The organism is Sphingomonas sp. ID1715 (genome assembly GCF_013044515.1).
In the GTDB taxonomy this organism is placed as follows: Bacteria; Pseudomonadota; Alphaproteobacteria; order Sphingomonadales; family Sphingomonadaceae; genus Sphingomonas_B.
This window is the reverse complement of sequence record NZ_JABEPR010000003.1, coordinates 445269-457880: the sequence shown is the minus strand read 5'-3', so window position 1 is coordinate 457880 and position 12612 is coordinate 445269. Positions and strand designations below refer to the sequence as shown.

At 67.0% G+C, this 12612-nt stretch carries 12 protein-coding genes and 2 riboswitches; of the genes, 9 read left to right on the top strand and 3 right to left on the bottom strand.

Annotated features, from left to right (window positions below):
- Positions 1 to 21 precede the first annotated feature (21 nt).
- Positions 22 to 225: a zinc-finger domain-containing protein gene (locus tag HJG53_RS11415; RefSeq protein WP_171130600.1), complete on the bottom strand. Its 204-nt coding sequence runs from the start codon at positions 223 to 225 to the stop codon at positions 22 to 24.
- Between the two features lie 61 nt (positions 226 to 286).
- Here HJG53_RS11415 and HJG53_RS11410 point away from each other — a divergent pair, with 61 nt between their 5' ends.
- The gene (locus HJG53_RS11410; protein WP_171130598.1) at positions 287 to 1204 is read left to right on the top strand and encodes an ABC transporter ATP-binding protein; all 918 of its coding nucleotides are present in this window, start codon (positions 287 to 289) and stop codon (positions 1202 to 1204) included.
- A gap of 6 nt (positions 1205 to 1210) precedes the next feature.
- Entirely contained in the window at positions 1211 to 2809 is a 1599-nt protein-coding gene (gene nadB / locus HJG53_RS11405) for an L-aspartate oxidase (protein WP_171130595.1), read from the top strand.
- On the opposite strand, the gene HJG53_RS11400 is transcribed toward nadB, so the two are convergent.
- Positions 2806 to 3651, bottom strand: a complete 846-nt coding sequence (locus HJG53_RS11400; protein WP_171130593.1) for an alpha/beta fold hydrolase — start codon at positions 3649 to 3651, stop codon at positions 2806 to 2808. The genes nadB and HJG53_RS11400 overlap by 4 nt on opposite strands.
- A gap of 82 nt (positions 3652 to 3733) precedes the next feature.
- Here HJG53_RS11400 and HJG53_RS11395 point away from each other — a divergent pair, with 82 nt between their 5' ends.
- The 7 genes from HJG53_RS11395 (at position 3734) to HJG53_RS11365 (ending at position 10711) form a co-directional block, all read left to right on the top strand.
- Positions 3734 to 4207: a DUF2231 domain-containing protein gene (locus HJG53_RS11395; protein WP_171130591.1), complete on the top strand. Its 474-nt coding sequence runs from the start codon at positions 3734 to 3736 to the stop codon at positions 4205 to 4207.
- Positions 4208 to 4227: 20 nt separating this feature from the next.
- Positions 4228 to 4319: riboswitch (glycine riboswitch) on the top strand.
- Positions 4320 to 4424, top strand: a riboswitch (glycine riboswitch).
- A gap of 49 nt (positions 4425 to 4473) precedes the next feature.
- A complete protein-coding gene (gene gcvT / locus HJG53_RS11390; protein WP_171130589.1) occupies positions 4474 to 5598 on the top strand; it encodes a glycine cleavage system aminomethyltransferase GcvT in 1125 nt (374 codons plus the stop codon).
- 2 nt (positions 5599 to 5600) lie between these two features.
- Positions 5601 to 5972 carry a glycine cleavage system protein GcvH gene (gene gcvH, locus HJG53_RS11385; protein WP_171130748.1) on the top strand — a complete coding sequence of 124 codons (372 nt, stop codon included), beginning with the start codon at positions 5601 to 5603 and terminating at the stop codon, positions 5970 to 5972.
- A gap of 98 nt (positions 5973 to 6070) precedes the next feature.
- Positions 6071 to 6835, top strand: a complete 765-nt coding sequence (locus tag HJG53_RS11380; RefSeq protein WP_171130587.1) for a trans-aconitate 2-methyltransferase — start codon at positions 6071 to 6073, stop codon at positions 6833 to 6835.
- Positions 6835 to 8193, top strand: coding sequence for an aminomethyl-transferring glycine dehydrogenase subunit GcvPA (gcvPA, locus tag HJG53_RS11375; RefSeq protein WP_171130585.1), 1359 nt, complete (start codon positions 6835 to 6837; stop codon positions 8191 to 8193). Before HJG53_RS11380 ends, gcvPA begins: the two co-directional genes overlap by 1 nt.
- Positions 8190 to 9875, top strand: a complete 1686-nt coding sequence (gcvPB, locus tag HJG53_RS11370; protein ID WP_171130583.1) for an aminomethyl-transferring glycine dehydrogenase subunit GcvPB — start codon at positions 8190 to 8192, stop codon at positions 9873 to 9875. Before gcvPA ends, gcvPB begins: the two co-directional genes overlap by 4 nt.
- Positions 9876 to 9928: 53 nt before the next feature.
- Entirely contained in the window at positions 9929 to 10711 is a 783-nt protein-coding gene (locus tag HJG53_RS11365) for an SDR family oxidoreductase (RefSeq protein WP_171130581.1), read from the top strand.
- 120 nt (positions 10712 to 10831) lie between these two features.
- Here the strand turns inward: HJG53_RS11365 and HJG53_RS11360 are convergent, their stop codons facing one another.
- Positions 10832 to 12535 carry a class I adenylate-forming enzyme family protein gene (locus tag HJG53_RS11360; protein ID WP_171130579.1) on the bottom strand — a complete coding sequence of 568 codons (1704 nt, stop codon included), beginning with the start codon at positions 12533 to 12535 and terminating at the stop codon, positions 10832 to 10834.
- Between the last annotated feature and the right edge of the window lie 77 nt (positions 12536 to 12612).

The window sequence follows — 12612 nt, the reverse complement described above, 5'->3', positions numbered from 1 at the left end:
AGGGGCCGGCATCCGATCCGGTTAGTAGTTTGTGAGCGCCTCATCATCCGCGGGCCCGCCGGCGATCACGAAGCGGCGGTCGCAGTAGCCGCATTCGCCATAGCCCTTGTCGTCGATCTCGATGAACACGCGCGGGTGGCCCAGCGCCGAATCGATGCCGTGCCCGGAACCGTCGCAAGCGACGCGGCGGGCGTTGACGCGGAAAGTCTCGGGCGGCGGGATCATGGCCGCGGCTGTTAGCAATGGCGCGTTGCCCTTTCCAGCCCTTCCCGGCTAACCCCGTCGCATGACCGAAGCCGCCATCTCGATCCGCGATCTCGCCAAGACTTATAAGGGCGGCAAGCGCGCGCTCGATGGCGTCAGCTTCGACGTGCCGCGCGGCCAGATCTTCGGCCTGCTCGGCCCGAACGGCGCCGGCAAGTCGACGCTGATCAACATCCTGTCCGGCATGGTGATGAAGACCAGCGGCACCGCCTCGATCTGGGGCTTCGACATCGACGAGCATCCGCGCAACGCCAAGGCGTCGATCGGCATCGTGCCGCAGGAAATCGTCTTCGATCCCTTCTTTACGCCGTTTGAGACGCTAGAGCTGTTCGCCGGATTGTACGGCGTGCCGAAGGACCAGAGGCGGTCGATGGAGCTGCTTCGCGCCGTGCATCTGGAGGACAAGGCCAACGCCTATTCCCGCACCCTGTCAGGTGGCATGAAAAGGCGGCTGCTCGTCGCCAAGGCGATGGTCCATTCGCCGCCGGTGCTGGTCCTCGACGAACCGACCGCCGGCGTCGATATCGAGCTACGTCAGCAGCTCTGGGCCTATGTGCGCGAACTGAACACGCAAGGGGTGACCGTCGTGCTGACCACCCATTATCTCGAAGAAGCCGAAGAGCTGTGCGATCGCATCGCGATCATCAACCATGGCCGGCTGATCGCGAACGAACCCACGCGCGAGCTGGTCAACAAGGCGCAGGAAAAGCTGGTGGAGGTCACGGTCGATCGCGACCTCACCGCCCCGCCCGAAGCCCCGTGCTTCGAAAAGATCGTGCTGCGCGGGGAGCGGGTGCTGGAGATCACCTATTCGAAGACGAAGGTGAATGCCGGCGAGGTGCTGGCGGCAGTCAGCGGCGCGGGTCTCGGCATCGTCGACGTATCGACCAAAGAAGCCGATCTGGAAGACGTATTCCTGAGCCTGACCAGGGCGGCCTGAGCGGGAATGAGCGGAGCGCAATCCTTTGACGTCGTGGTCCTTGGCTCGGGCGCGGCGGGGCTGACCGCCGCGTTGAACCTGGCCGATCGGTTCAAGGTAGTCGTGCTCGCCAAGGGCGGCCTGTCCGAAGGGTCAACGGCCTGGGCGCAGGGCGGCATCGCGGCAGTGCTGGACGAAGGCGACACGTTCGAGCAGCACATTGAAGACACGATGATCGCCGGCGCCGGGCTGAACGACCGCGAGACCGTCGAGTTCGTGGTCGAAAATGCCCCGGCGGCGATTGCGCGCCTGGCCGAGCTTGGCGTGCCTTTCAACGAGGAAGGGCCGGGCTGGCATCTCACCCGCGAGGGCGGGCACAGCCACCGGCGCATCGTCCATGTCGACGACGCGACCGGCTGGGCGGTGCAGCAGGCGTTAGAACGAGCGGCACAGGCGCATCCGAACATCACGCTGGTGCCCGACCGTGTCGCAATCGACCTCGTCACCGGCCGCCATGGCGTCAGATATTCGGGCGATGGCCGCGTGTGGGGCGTGTACGCGATCAATCGCAAGTCCGGGGGCGTCGAGCTGTTCACCGGCCGCGCGACGATCCTTGCCACCGGTGGGGCGGGCCGCACCTACCTCTATTCGACCGCACCGCGCGGCGCGACGGGGGACGGCATCGCCATGGCGTGGCGGGCCGGCTGCCGCGTCTCCAACATGGAGTTCATGCAGTTCCACCCGACCTGCCTATACAACCTTGAGGTCAAGAACTTCCTGATCACCGAAGCGGTGCGCGGCGAGGGCGGTATGCTGAAGCTGCCGAGCGGAGTTCCCAATGGGGGGCACCGCTTCATGCCGGACTTCGACGAACGCGCGGAACTAGCGCCGCGCGACGTGGTCGCGCGCGCGATCGACCATGAGATCAAGCGGCTGGGCCTCGACTATGTCCATCTCGACATCAGCCACCAGCCGCCCGACTTCGTGAAGCATCATTTCCCGACCATTTATGCCAAGCTGCTGACACTCGGCATCGACATCACCAGACAGCCGATCCCGGTCGTGCCGGCCCAGCATTACACCTGCGGCGGCGTCATCATCGACCTGCACGGCTGCACCGACCTACCTGGCCTCTATGCCGCCGGCGAAGTGTCGGAGTCTGGCCTGCACGGCGCTAATCGCCTCGCCTCCAATTCACTGCTCGAATGTTTCGTGTTCGGCGAAGCGGCGGCCAGGCACATCGCCGCCAACTTCGACAGCTTTCCGGAGCCGCCGGCGATCCGCCCCTGGGACGAAAGCCGCGTCACCGATTCGGACGAGGAAGTCATCGTTCAACACAATTGGCGCGAGATCCGCCGCTTCATGTGGGACTATGTCGGCATTGTCCGCACCAACAAGCGGTTGGAGCGTGCCCAGCACCGCATCCGCCTGCTGCGTCAGGAAGTGGCCGATTATTACGGCCATTTCCGCGTGACGCCGGACCTGGTCGAACTTCGCAACCTCGTCGAGGTCGCCGACCTGATCGTTCGCTCCGCCTTGTCGCGGAAGGAAAGCCGGGGCCTGCACTATACGCTCGACTATCCGGACCTGCTGCCGGAAGCGCGAGATACCGTGCTGGCGCCCTAGCTGCGCAGGAACTCCCGCACCTCCGCGTAGAAGCGCTGGGGCTGCGAATACATGACCATGTGAGTGGCGCCGGGGACGCGGCGCAGTCGCGCATCCTTGGCCGGCGCATAGCTGGTCCGGTAGAGCCGATCCACCGCCGGCGCGTCCTGCGCGCTCGAGGGGACGGCATAGACGACGGTCAGCGGCGCCTTGATCTTCGACAGTTCGGGCGTGAGGTCGGTGGTGGCCAGCTCGTGCGTCGCGCGGGCGACCACGCCCGAGTCGCTCCGGCTGTTGGCGATGCCCGATCCGCCGAACGTGCCGATCAGATTGTCCAGCGTGCGACGTCCGCCCGGCGTGCTCATCAGGGAGCCGAACAGAGCATCGGCGAGCGGGGCGATCTGCGCGCCGGCAAAGCCGAAGCCGCTTGCGGGCGACGGCAAGATGTCGACCGCCATCACCTTGCCTGCGCGGGCCGGATAGCGCGCCGCGACCATCACCGCGACGATGCCGCCCATCGAGTGGCCGATCAGCGCCGGGCTCTTGAGCTTTGCTTCGGCGATGTAGCGCGCAATCTCTTCCGCGACCGCCGACACCACTCGTCCCGACGCATTGCCGCCCGCCGGATCGCCCGCGAAGCCCGCCACTTGCACCAGATGATAGCGATAGCCGGGCACCGCGCGCACCGTGCCGTCCCACACGCTGCGTCCATTTGTCAGGCCTGGGATCAGGATCACATCCTGTCCCTCGCCGCGGACCTGCACCGACACGCGCGTCGACGTGAAGCTCAGCGCCACCGCTTCGCTCGCGACGCCAACCGTGGCAGCAGCGGCCGCGCCTTCGAGAAAAGTCCGTCTATCCATCATCCTGGCCGTGGCGGAGATGGGTTGAACACAGGCTGACGCAAGGGGCGGAACGGCCCGCTCGGCGCGGCGTTGCGCTGACATGACCCAGGATCACCCGCGCAGCACCGCCCGCATTGCCGGACACCCGATCCACCCGATGACGGTGATGTTCCCGGTCACGCTGTTCATCGCCACCCTGTTCTGCGACATCCTGTTCGCGACCACGGGCGAACTGTTCTGGGCGACCGTCGGCCTGCTGACGCTCGGGCTCGGCATCCTCACCGCCGGGATCGCTGCGATCTTCGGCCTGATCGATTATTTCGGCGATGCGCGGGTCCGCGCCTTGCGGGCGGCCCATCATCACCTGATCGCCAATCTGCTGGTGGTGCTGGTCGAGATCGTGAACTGGTCCTGGCGCTTTACCGGCGGCCCCGGCGCGATTTCGCCCACCGGGCTGATCCTGTCCGCGCTCGCCGTGCTGTTGCTCGGCTATTCCGGATGGAAAGGCGCGACTTTGGTCTATCGGCACGGCGTCGGCGTTGACTCAGAGGGCGAGGCCCGCCACAGCCGCTGACGTCGCCGGCGGGCAACTGCCGGGCGCGCGCGGGAGAGTTTCTGGTTTCGACCAGGACGCCGAAGGAGCAACCGCCCCGGAATCTCTCAGGTCAAAGGACCGCGTGCGCTGACAGCGACACTCTGGAAAGCGTCCGTGCGTCAGCCCGGGCCACCGAAGGGGTAAGCTGTTCGAAAGAACGGCGAAAGCTCTCAGGTTCCGTGACAGAGGGGGCAGCTCATGCGTCCGGCGCTGCCGGGCGGTGCTGCGCAGTCACGGAGGCCGAGTTGAGCGACGAAGCGGAAGACCAACACACCCAGACCCTGCCGCTCGATGCGTGGCATCGCGTCCGCGGAGCCCGCATGGTGCCCTTCGCCGGCTATCACATGCCGATTCAGTATGAAGGCATTATCGCCGAGCATCTCTGGACGCGCTCGTCCGCGGGCCTGTTCGACGTCAGCCATATGGGGCAGCTGCTGATCAGCGGTCCCGACGCCGCGGCTGCACTGGAGGCCCTTCTTCCCGGCGACATCAAGGGGCTTGGTGAGGGCAAGATCCGCTACTCGCTCCTACTGAACGAGGGCGGCGGTATTCTCGACGACCTGATGGTGACGAGCCTCGGCGGCGGCGCCTATTACATGGTCGTCAACGGCGCGACCAAATGGGACGATATCGCCCATCTGCGCGAGCATCTGCCCGACGAGATCGTGCTCAACCACTTGGAAGACCAGGCGCTGCTGGCGGTGCAGGGGCCGAAGGCCGTGGAAGCCGTCGCCCGCATCTGGCCACAGGCGGCGAACCTCTATTTTATGGAAGGCACCGGCTTCGACTGGAACGGCGTGCAGATCGGCATCAGCCGCTCCGGCTATACCGGCGAGGATGGCGTGGAGATCAGCCTCCCGGCTTCCGAAGCGGAGCGGGTCGCCACGCTGCTGTGCGAGCAACCGGAGATCAAGCCGATCGGCCTCGGCGCGCGCGACTCGCTGCGCCTGGAAGCCGGCCTGCCGCTCTACGGCCACGACCTCGACGAAGCGACCACGCCCGTAATGGCCGATCTCGGCTTCGCGCTGTCCAAGCGGCGGCGCGAGGAGCGCAATTTCCCCGGCGCCGAGCGCATCCTGCTGGAGCGTGAGCAGGGCGCCGTGGTGAAGCGCGTCGGCCTGTTCGTCGAAGGGCGGCAGCCGGTCCGCGAGGGCGCGACCGTCGTCGACGATGACGGCAACGACGTCGGCAGCGTTACCTCGGGCGGGTTTTCGCCGAGCCTCGAGCGGCCGATCGCCATGGCCTATGTGCCGCTGTCATCCGCCGATGCAGGCACCCGCGTGCGCCTCAACCAGCGCGCCAAGATCTTCGAGGGCGTAGTCACGCCCATGCCGTTCGTCCCCCACCGCTATCACCGCAAGGGAGCCTGATGATGCCGCGCTATTTCACCAAGGAGCATGAGTGGATCGACGTTGACGGCGACACCGCCACCGTCGGCATCACCGACTATGCGCAGAGCCAGCTTGGCGACGTCGTGTTCGTCGAAGTGCCGGAAGCCGGGCGCCAGCTGAGCCAGGGTGGCGAAGCGGCGGTCGTGGAATCGGTCAAGGCCGCGTCCGACGTGTATGCGCCGGTCTCGGGTGAAGTCACGGAGGGCAATGCCGCGCTCGCCGACACCCCCGATCTCGTCAACACCGCGCCGGAAGGTGAAGGCTGGTTCTTCAAGCTCCGGCTGAGCGACCCGTCCCAGCTCGACGGGCTGATGGACGAGGGCGCGTACAAGGAGTTCGTCAGCTCTCTTTAAGTCCGTTCGTATCAAGCGCAGTCGAGATACGCCCTTCGTCCAAGCTCAGGACAGGCTTCTCGACTTCGCTCGAAGCGAGCGGTGAAGGGGTTAGTCTATTGCTCAATCCGACCTCCCGCTGGTCCCCGACCGATTACGCGAAGAACGCCGCTTTCGTGCCCGAGCTCGGCAAGGCGGTGGTGGAGTTGCTCGCGCCCAAAGCCGGCGAGCGCATCCTCGATCTCGGCTGCGGTGATGGTGTGCTGACGGAGGCACTGGTCGCGGCAGGCGCGGAAGTGGTCGGCGTCGACGCCTCGTCCGAGATGGTGGCGGCGGCGAAGGCGCGGGGGCTGGACGCGCGAGTGATGGACGGCCAGGCGCTCGCTTTTGACGGCGAGTTCGACGCGGTCTTTTCCAACGCCGCGCTCCACTGGATGCTCGATCCGCCCGCTGTCGCGCGCGGCGTGTTCCGGGCCCTCAAGCCCGGCGGCCGCTTCGTCGGCGAGCAGGGCGGCGCCGGCAACATCGCCAAGCTGCGCGGTGCGCTGCGCGAAGTTCTGACCGAACACGGCTATCCCGTGCCGGCGGAAGACCCGCAATGGTATGCCTCACCCGATGAGTTTCGCGCCGTTTATGGAGGCGCGGGCTTTGCGGATGTCGAAGCCTGGCTGATCGATCGGCCAACGCCGCTGCCGGTGGGTGCCGCAGCCTGGTACCGCACCTTCCGCGCCGGCTTCCTCGACGCCGCTCGCGTTCCCGAGGCCGAGATCGACGCTGTCGTCGCCGAGGCTGAGGCTCGCGCCGAACCCCTGCTGCGCCAGCCCGATGGGAACTGGATCGCCGACTATGTCCGTCTCCGATTTACGATGAGAAAGCCTGATTGATGCGCTACCTTCCCCTCACCCCAGCCGATCGCAGCGCCATGCTGCACAAGGTCGGCGCCGACAGCATCGACGACCTGTTCGTCGACGTGCCTGCCGAGGCGCGGCTGTCCGCGCCCATCGCCGAGCTGCCGAACCATGCGTCCGAGCTGTCGGTCGAGCGCCAGCTGTCCGCCCTCGCCCGACGCAACATGGTGGCTGGCGACGTGCCCTTTTTCCTCGGCTGCGGCAGCTACCGCCACCATATCCCGGCGAGCGTCGATCACCTGATCCAGCGCGGTGAGTTCCTGACCGCCTACACGCCCTATCAGCCGGAAATCGCGCAGGGCACGCTGCAGATGCTGTTCGAGTTCCAGACCCAGGTCGCCCGCCTGCTCGGCTGCGACGTGGCAAACGCATCGATGTACGACGGCTCGACCGCCTGCTGGGAAGCGATCACCATGGCCCGCCGGATCACCCGCCGCGGCAAGGCGTTGATCTCGGGCGGTCTCCATCCGCATTATGTCTCCGTTGCCAAGACGATGGCGCGCTTCACCGGCGACGATCTCCGCACCGCCCTGCCGAAGCTGGAGGAAGCCACCGACATCGACGCGCTGATCGAGGCCATTGACGGCGACACGTCCTGCGTCGTCGTCCAGTATCCGGACATTCTCGGCCGGGTCGCCGACCTGTCGCAGCTTGCCTCCCGTGCGCATGAGAAGGGTGCGCTGCTGGTGGCGGTGGTCACCGAACCGGTCGCGCTCGGCCTGCTCAAGAGCCCGGGCGAGATGGGCGCGGACATCGTCGTCGGCGAAGGCCAAGCGCTGGGCGTCGGGCTGCAGTTCGGCGGGCCTTATGTCGGCCTGTTCGCCTGCAAGGAGAAGTTCGTCCGCCAGATGCCGGGCCGGCTCTGTGGCGAGACGGTCGATGCCGAGGGCAAGCGCGGCTTCGTGCTGACGCTCTCGACCCGCGAGCAGCATATCCGCCGCGAGAAGGCGACCTCCAACATCTGCACCAACTCGGGGCTATGCGCCCTCGCCTTCTCGATCCACATGACTCTGCTGGGCGAGAAAGGGCTGCGCGGCCTGGCGGAAGTGAACCATGCCGGCGCGGCGACTGCTGCCGAACGGCTGGCCAAGGTGCCGGGTGTGGAACTGGTCAACAGCGCCTTCTTCAACGAGTTCACGCTCAAGCTGTCGAAGGAGGCCCGCCCGCTGGTTCGCCGCCTGGCCGAGCGTGACATTCTCGCCGGCGTCTCGCTCGGCCGCCTCTATCCGGGTGTCGACGCGCTCCAGAACGGGCTGGTCGTCGCCGTCACCGAAACCACCACGACTGAGGATGTCGAGGCCCTGGCCGCCGCCCTCGAGGAGGAACTGGCATGAGCATGAACCGACAGGGCCGCGTCTCCCGCCCCGAAGGCGAGACGGAGACGGTCGCGCAGACCTTCACCGGCAACCGCGCGCTGATGCTCGAGGAACCGTTGATCTTCGAGATCGGCGATGAGGAGACGACGGGTGTTGACCTCCCCCCAGCTCCTCCCCGGAACGGGGAGGGGGACCATGCGCAGCATGGTGGAGGGGCCCGGAGCGAAGCGGAGGGTTCGGCAGTCCTCGCTGCGCTGCGGCCCCTCCACCACGACGCTGACGCGTCGCGGTCCCCCTCCCCGTTCCGGGGAGGAGCTTTGCTCCGCACCCGCCCCATCGGCCTCCCCGGCCTGTCCGAGCCGGAAGCGGTGCGCCACTATACCCGCCTCAGCCGCCAGAATTACGCGATCGACCTTGGCCTCTTCCCGCTCGGATCGTGCACCATGAAGCACAATCCGCGGTTGAACGAGAAGATGGCGCGGCTGCCGGGCTTTGCCGACATCCACCCGCTGCAGCCGCAGGAAACGGTGCAGGGCGCCTATGCGCTCATCCATCTGGTCGCCGACTGGCTGTGCAAGCTGACCGGCATGCCTGCCGTCGCGATGAGCCCCAAGGCTGGTGCCCATGGCGAACTGTGCGGCCTGCTCGCGATCCGCTCGGCGCTGGAGGCACGTGGCGATGCCCGCTCCGTCATCCTGGTGCCGGAGTCGGCGCATGGGACCAACCCGGCCACCGCGGCCTTTGCCGGCTATGCGGTCGAGAACATCCCTGCGACGCCCGCCGGCCGCGTCGACTTCGACGCGCTGGTGGCGCGGCTGGGTCCTGATGTCGCGGGTGTCATGATCACCAATCCGAACACCTGCGGCCTGTTCGAGCCCGACCTGAAGCGTATCGCCGACGCGGTCCATGCCGCCGGCGGCTTCGTCTATTGCGACGGCGCGAACTTCAACGCGATTGTCGGCCGCGTACGCCCTGGCGACCTCGGCGTCGATGCCATGCACATCAACCTGCACAAGACCTTCTCGACGCCGCACGGCGGCGGCGGTCCGGGCTCGGGTCCCGTGGTGTTTTCCGAAGCGCTCGCGCCCTTCGCACCCCTGCCGTTCGTCGAAAAGCAGGGCGACCATTTCCACCTGGTCGAGGAGGAAACGGCGGGCGAGCATCACGCCCATAGCTTCGGCCGCATGGTCGCGTTTCACGGCCAGATGGGCATGTTCACCCGCGCCGCTGCCTATATGCTCAGCCATGGCGCGGACGGTCTCCGCCAAGTGAGCGAGGATGCCGTTCTCAACGCCAACTACATCCTCAGGAGTCTCGAGGATGTGCTCGACGCACCGTTCGGCGACAGCGGCCCCTGCATGCACGAGGCGCTCTTCTCCGACGACGGACTGGCCGACGGCTTCACCACGCTCGACATCGCCAAGGGGCTGATCGACGAAGGCTACCACCCGATGACCATGTATTTCCCGCTGGTCGTCCACGGCGCCATGCTCGTCGAGCCGACGGAGACGGAGAGCAAGGCTGCGCTCGATCAGTTCATCGGCGCGCTGCGCTCGGTGGCGGAGCGGGCCAAGGCCGGTGATCCGGCGCTCAAGGCCGCGCCGCATTTCGCACCCCGCCGCCGCCTCGACGAGACGCTCGCCGCGCGCAAGCCGGTGCTGGTCTGGAAGGATCCGGAGGCGGCGCAGGCCGCCGAGTAGCTTGCCGCCCGCGGTCTTTTCCTTACATTGGTGACAGTAGCGGGAGGGGCGGCATGCGCAAGGCGATCTTCATCACCGGCGGGGGATCCGGCATTGGCCGGGCCACAGCGCAGCTCTTCGCCAGCCGCGGCTGGTTCGTCGGCTTGGGCGACGTCAGCGAAGCGGGGATGGCAGAGACGGCGCGGCTGATCGGCGGTGACCCCTTCACCGCCCGCATGGACGTGCGCGACCGCACGCAGTGGCGTGACGCCTTGCAGCGGTTCGTGACCGCGAGCGGTGGCCGGCTGGACGTGCTGTTCAACAATGCGGGCGTGGCGCAGGGCGGCGCGTTCGAGGCGATGAGCGAGGACGAGACCGACCGTGTGCTCGACATCAACCTGCGCGGCGTGATCCACGGTGCCGAGGCCGGACTGCCGCACCTGAAGGCGACGCCCGGCTCTGCGCTGGTCAACACCTGTTCGGCCGCCGGCCTTTATGCCGGCACCGGCATGTCGATCTATTGCGTCACCAAATTCGGCGTGCGCGCGCTGACCGACTCGCTCGACGCCGAGTGGCAGGAGGCGCACGGCGTCAAGGTTCGCTCGATCATGCCGAGCTTCATCGACACGCCGCTGCTGAGCGGCGCTACCGCCGACTCCAACCAGAGCATGCGCGAGCGGGTCGTCGAGATGGGCCTGGAGTTCACGCCCGTCGAAAAGGTGGCCGAGGCGGTGTGGGAAGCGGTTCACGGCCGGAAGCGGCACGTGGTCGTCGGCAAGACCGCTAAGCGCCTTGCCTTCATCATGCGCTGGGCGCCCGGGCTGGTCAGCCGGATTAGGCCGAAGGCGGCGGAGTAGCTCCATCGTCATCCCGAACTTGTTTCGGGACAAGGCATTCGGCGGCTGGTGGTTCGGGGGCTGCATCAGGCCACTCGCGGCTCGACCCTTGTCCCGAAACAAGTTCGGGATGACCGAGGTTTAGGCGAACAGTGCCTTCAGCTCACGCTTCAATATCTTCCCGTTCGCGTTGCGCGGCAGCGTCTCCTCCACGAACACGATCCGCACCGGCACCTTGAACGGCGCGAGCCGCGCGCGGACCCAGTCCTGCAGGTCCTGCTCCGACGCCTGTTCGCCCGGCGCCAGATGCACCACCGCTGCCGGCTCTTCGCCCAATGTCTTGTGCGGGATGCCGATCAGGGCGGCATCCGTCACCGCCGGATGCTCGTACAGCGCGTTCTCAACTTCGATCGAATAGATGTTCTCGCCGCCGCGGATGATGATGTCCTTGGCGCGGTCGACGATGAACAGGAATCCTTCGTCGTCCAGCCGCGCTAGGTCCCCGGTGCGCACCCAGCCGTCGATGAAGGTCTGGGCAGTCGCCTCCGCCTTGTTCCAGTATCCGCGCACGATCATCGGCCCACGCGCCCAGAGTTCGCCCACCGTGTTCGGCGGAAGCACGGTCACGCCGTCCTCTGCCCTGATCTCCAAGTCCGCGACCGGAACCGGCGGCCCGGCGCTGTCCGGGCGGTGAAGATAATCCTCGGCGCCGTGCCCGGTCACCGTCGCCATCGTTTCGGTCATGCCCCAACCATTGCCGGGCAGCGCGCCGAACTCCTCATGAATGCGCCGCACCAGTTCGGGCGCGGAGGGAGCGCCGCCATAGGCGATGCTTTCCAGGCTCGACAGGTCGTAGTTCGCGCGATCGGGATGTTCGAGCAGCTGCCAGGCGATCGTCGGCACCCCGCCGGTCACGTTTACCCGCTCGCGCTCGATGATCCGCATCGCCTCGACAGCATCCCATTTGCGCATGAAGCAGAGGGTGTGGCCCGCCGCCATCGCGCCCATCAGCGTCGCCGAACAGGCCGTGACGTGGAACAGCGGGATGACGGTCAGGAAAACCTTGGGCTCCGGCTCCGGCGGCGTCTCGCCGCGGCGGAGAAAGGCGCGTGTGGAGTTATAGCCGCCCGACAGGATGTTGGTCACGAGATTGCGGTGGGTGCCGAGCGCCCCCTTCGGCGCCCCGGTGGTCCCACTGGTGTAGAAGATGGTCGCGTCATCGTCCGCTGCAACCGCGACATCGGGCAGGCCCCGCCCCGGCAGCGCAGCCCAGGCGTTGGGCCGACCGATGATGCTCTCCAGCGTCTCCGGCCCGTCGCCGCGGGTGACGATGACATGCTCCAGGTCCGGCAGGGCGTCGCGGAACGGCGCGATCCGGTCCCAGCGCTGCGCGTCCGCAATGAGCAGCTTCGCGCCCGAGTCCCTCAGGCCATATTCCAGCTCCTGGCCGGTCCACCAGGCGTTCAGGGGCACGGCGATCGCGCCAAGGCTGGTGATCGCGAAGAAGCCGACGGTCCACTCGGGCAGGTTGCGCATCACCGTCGCGACGCGGTCCCCCTTGCCGACCCCGCGCTCCCGCAGTGCCTCGGCCAAGGCCACGATGGCACGATATTGCGCCTCGAAGCTCACCCGCTCCTCTTCGAGGACACAGGCGAGGCGCTCGCCATGGGTGCGGCTCAGCTCGACCAGCGCCCGCAGGTTCGGCGGCGCGTTCTTCCACACCCGAGTCGGCACCCCGCGGATCGCAATCGTGTCCATTTCGAATCGCTGGCCGGGCGCGCACAACAGCGCCTCGCATTCCTCCAGCGACAGATGCGGCCATGCCGTAGCGTCCGCCAATGCCATTCAGTCTCTCCCGCATCGCGATCATCGAAAAACCGCGCTTTTCCGCGGGATATTGTTGATCGAGGCCACACTCAAGG

Bases quoted from the DNA above. Each gene is read 5' to 3' on its own strand.
- HJG53_RS11415 (WP_171130600.1), bottom strand. From the start codon at position 225: ATGATCCCGCCGCCCGAGACTTTCCGCGTCAACGCCCGCCGCGTCGCT.
- HJG53_RS11410 (WP_171130598.1), top strand. From the start codon at position 287: ATGACCGAAGCCGCCATCTCGATCCGCGATCTCGCCAAGACTTATAAG.
- nadB (WP_171130595.1), top strand. From the start codon at position 1,211: ATGAGCGGAGCGCAATCCTTTGACGTCGTGGTCCTTGGCTCGGGCGCG.
- HJG53_RS11400 (WP_171130593.1), bottom strand. From the start codon at position 3,651: ATGGATAGACGGACTTTTCTCGAAGGCGCGGCCGCTGCTGCCACGGTT.
- HJG53_RS11395 (WP_171130591.1), top strand. From the start codon at position 3,734: ATGACCCAGGATCACCCGCGCAGCACCGCCCGCATTGCCGGACACCCG.
- gcvH (WP_171130748.1), top strand. From the start codon at position 5,601: ATGCCGCGCTATTTCACCAAGGAGCATGAGTGGATCGACGTTGACGGC.
- gcvPA (WP_171130585.1), top strand. From the start codon at position 6,835: ATGCGCTACCTTCCCCTCACCCCAGCCGATCGCAGCGCCATGCTGCAC.
- gcvPB (WP_171130583.1), top strand. From the start codon at position 8,190: ATGAGCATGAACCGACAGGGCCGCGTCTCCCGCCCCGAAGGCGAGACG.
- HJG53_RS11365 (WP_171130581.1), top strand. From the start codon at position 9,929: ATGCGCAAGGCGATCTTCATCACCGGCGGGGGATCCGGCATTGGCCGG.
- HJG53_RS11360 (WP_171130579.1), bottom strand. From the start codon at position 12,535: ATGGCATTGGCGGACGCTACGGCATGGCCGCATCTGTCGCTGGAGGAA.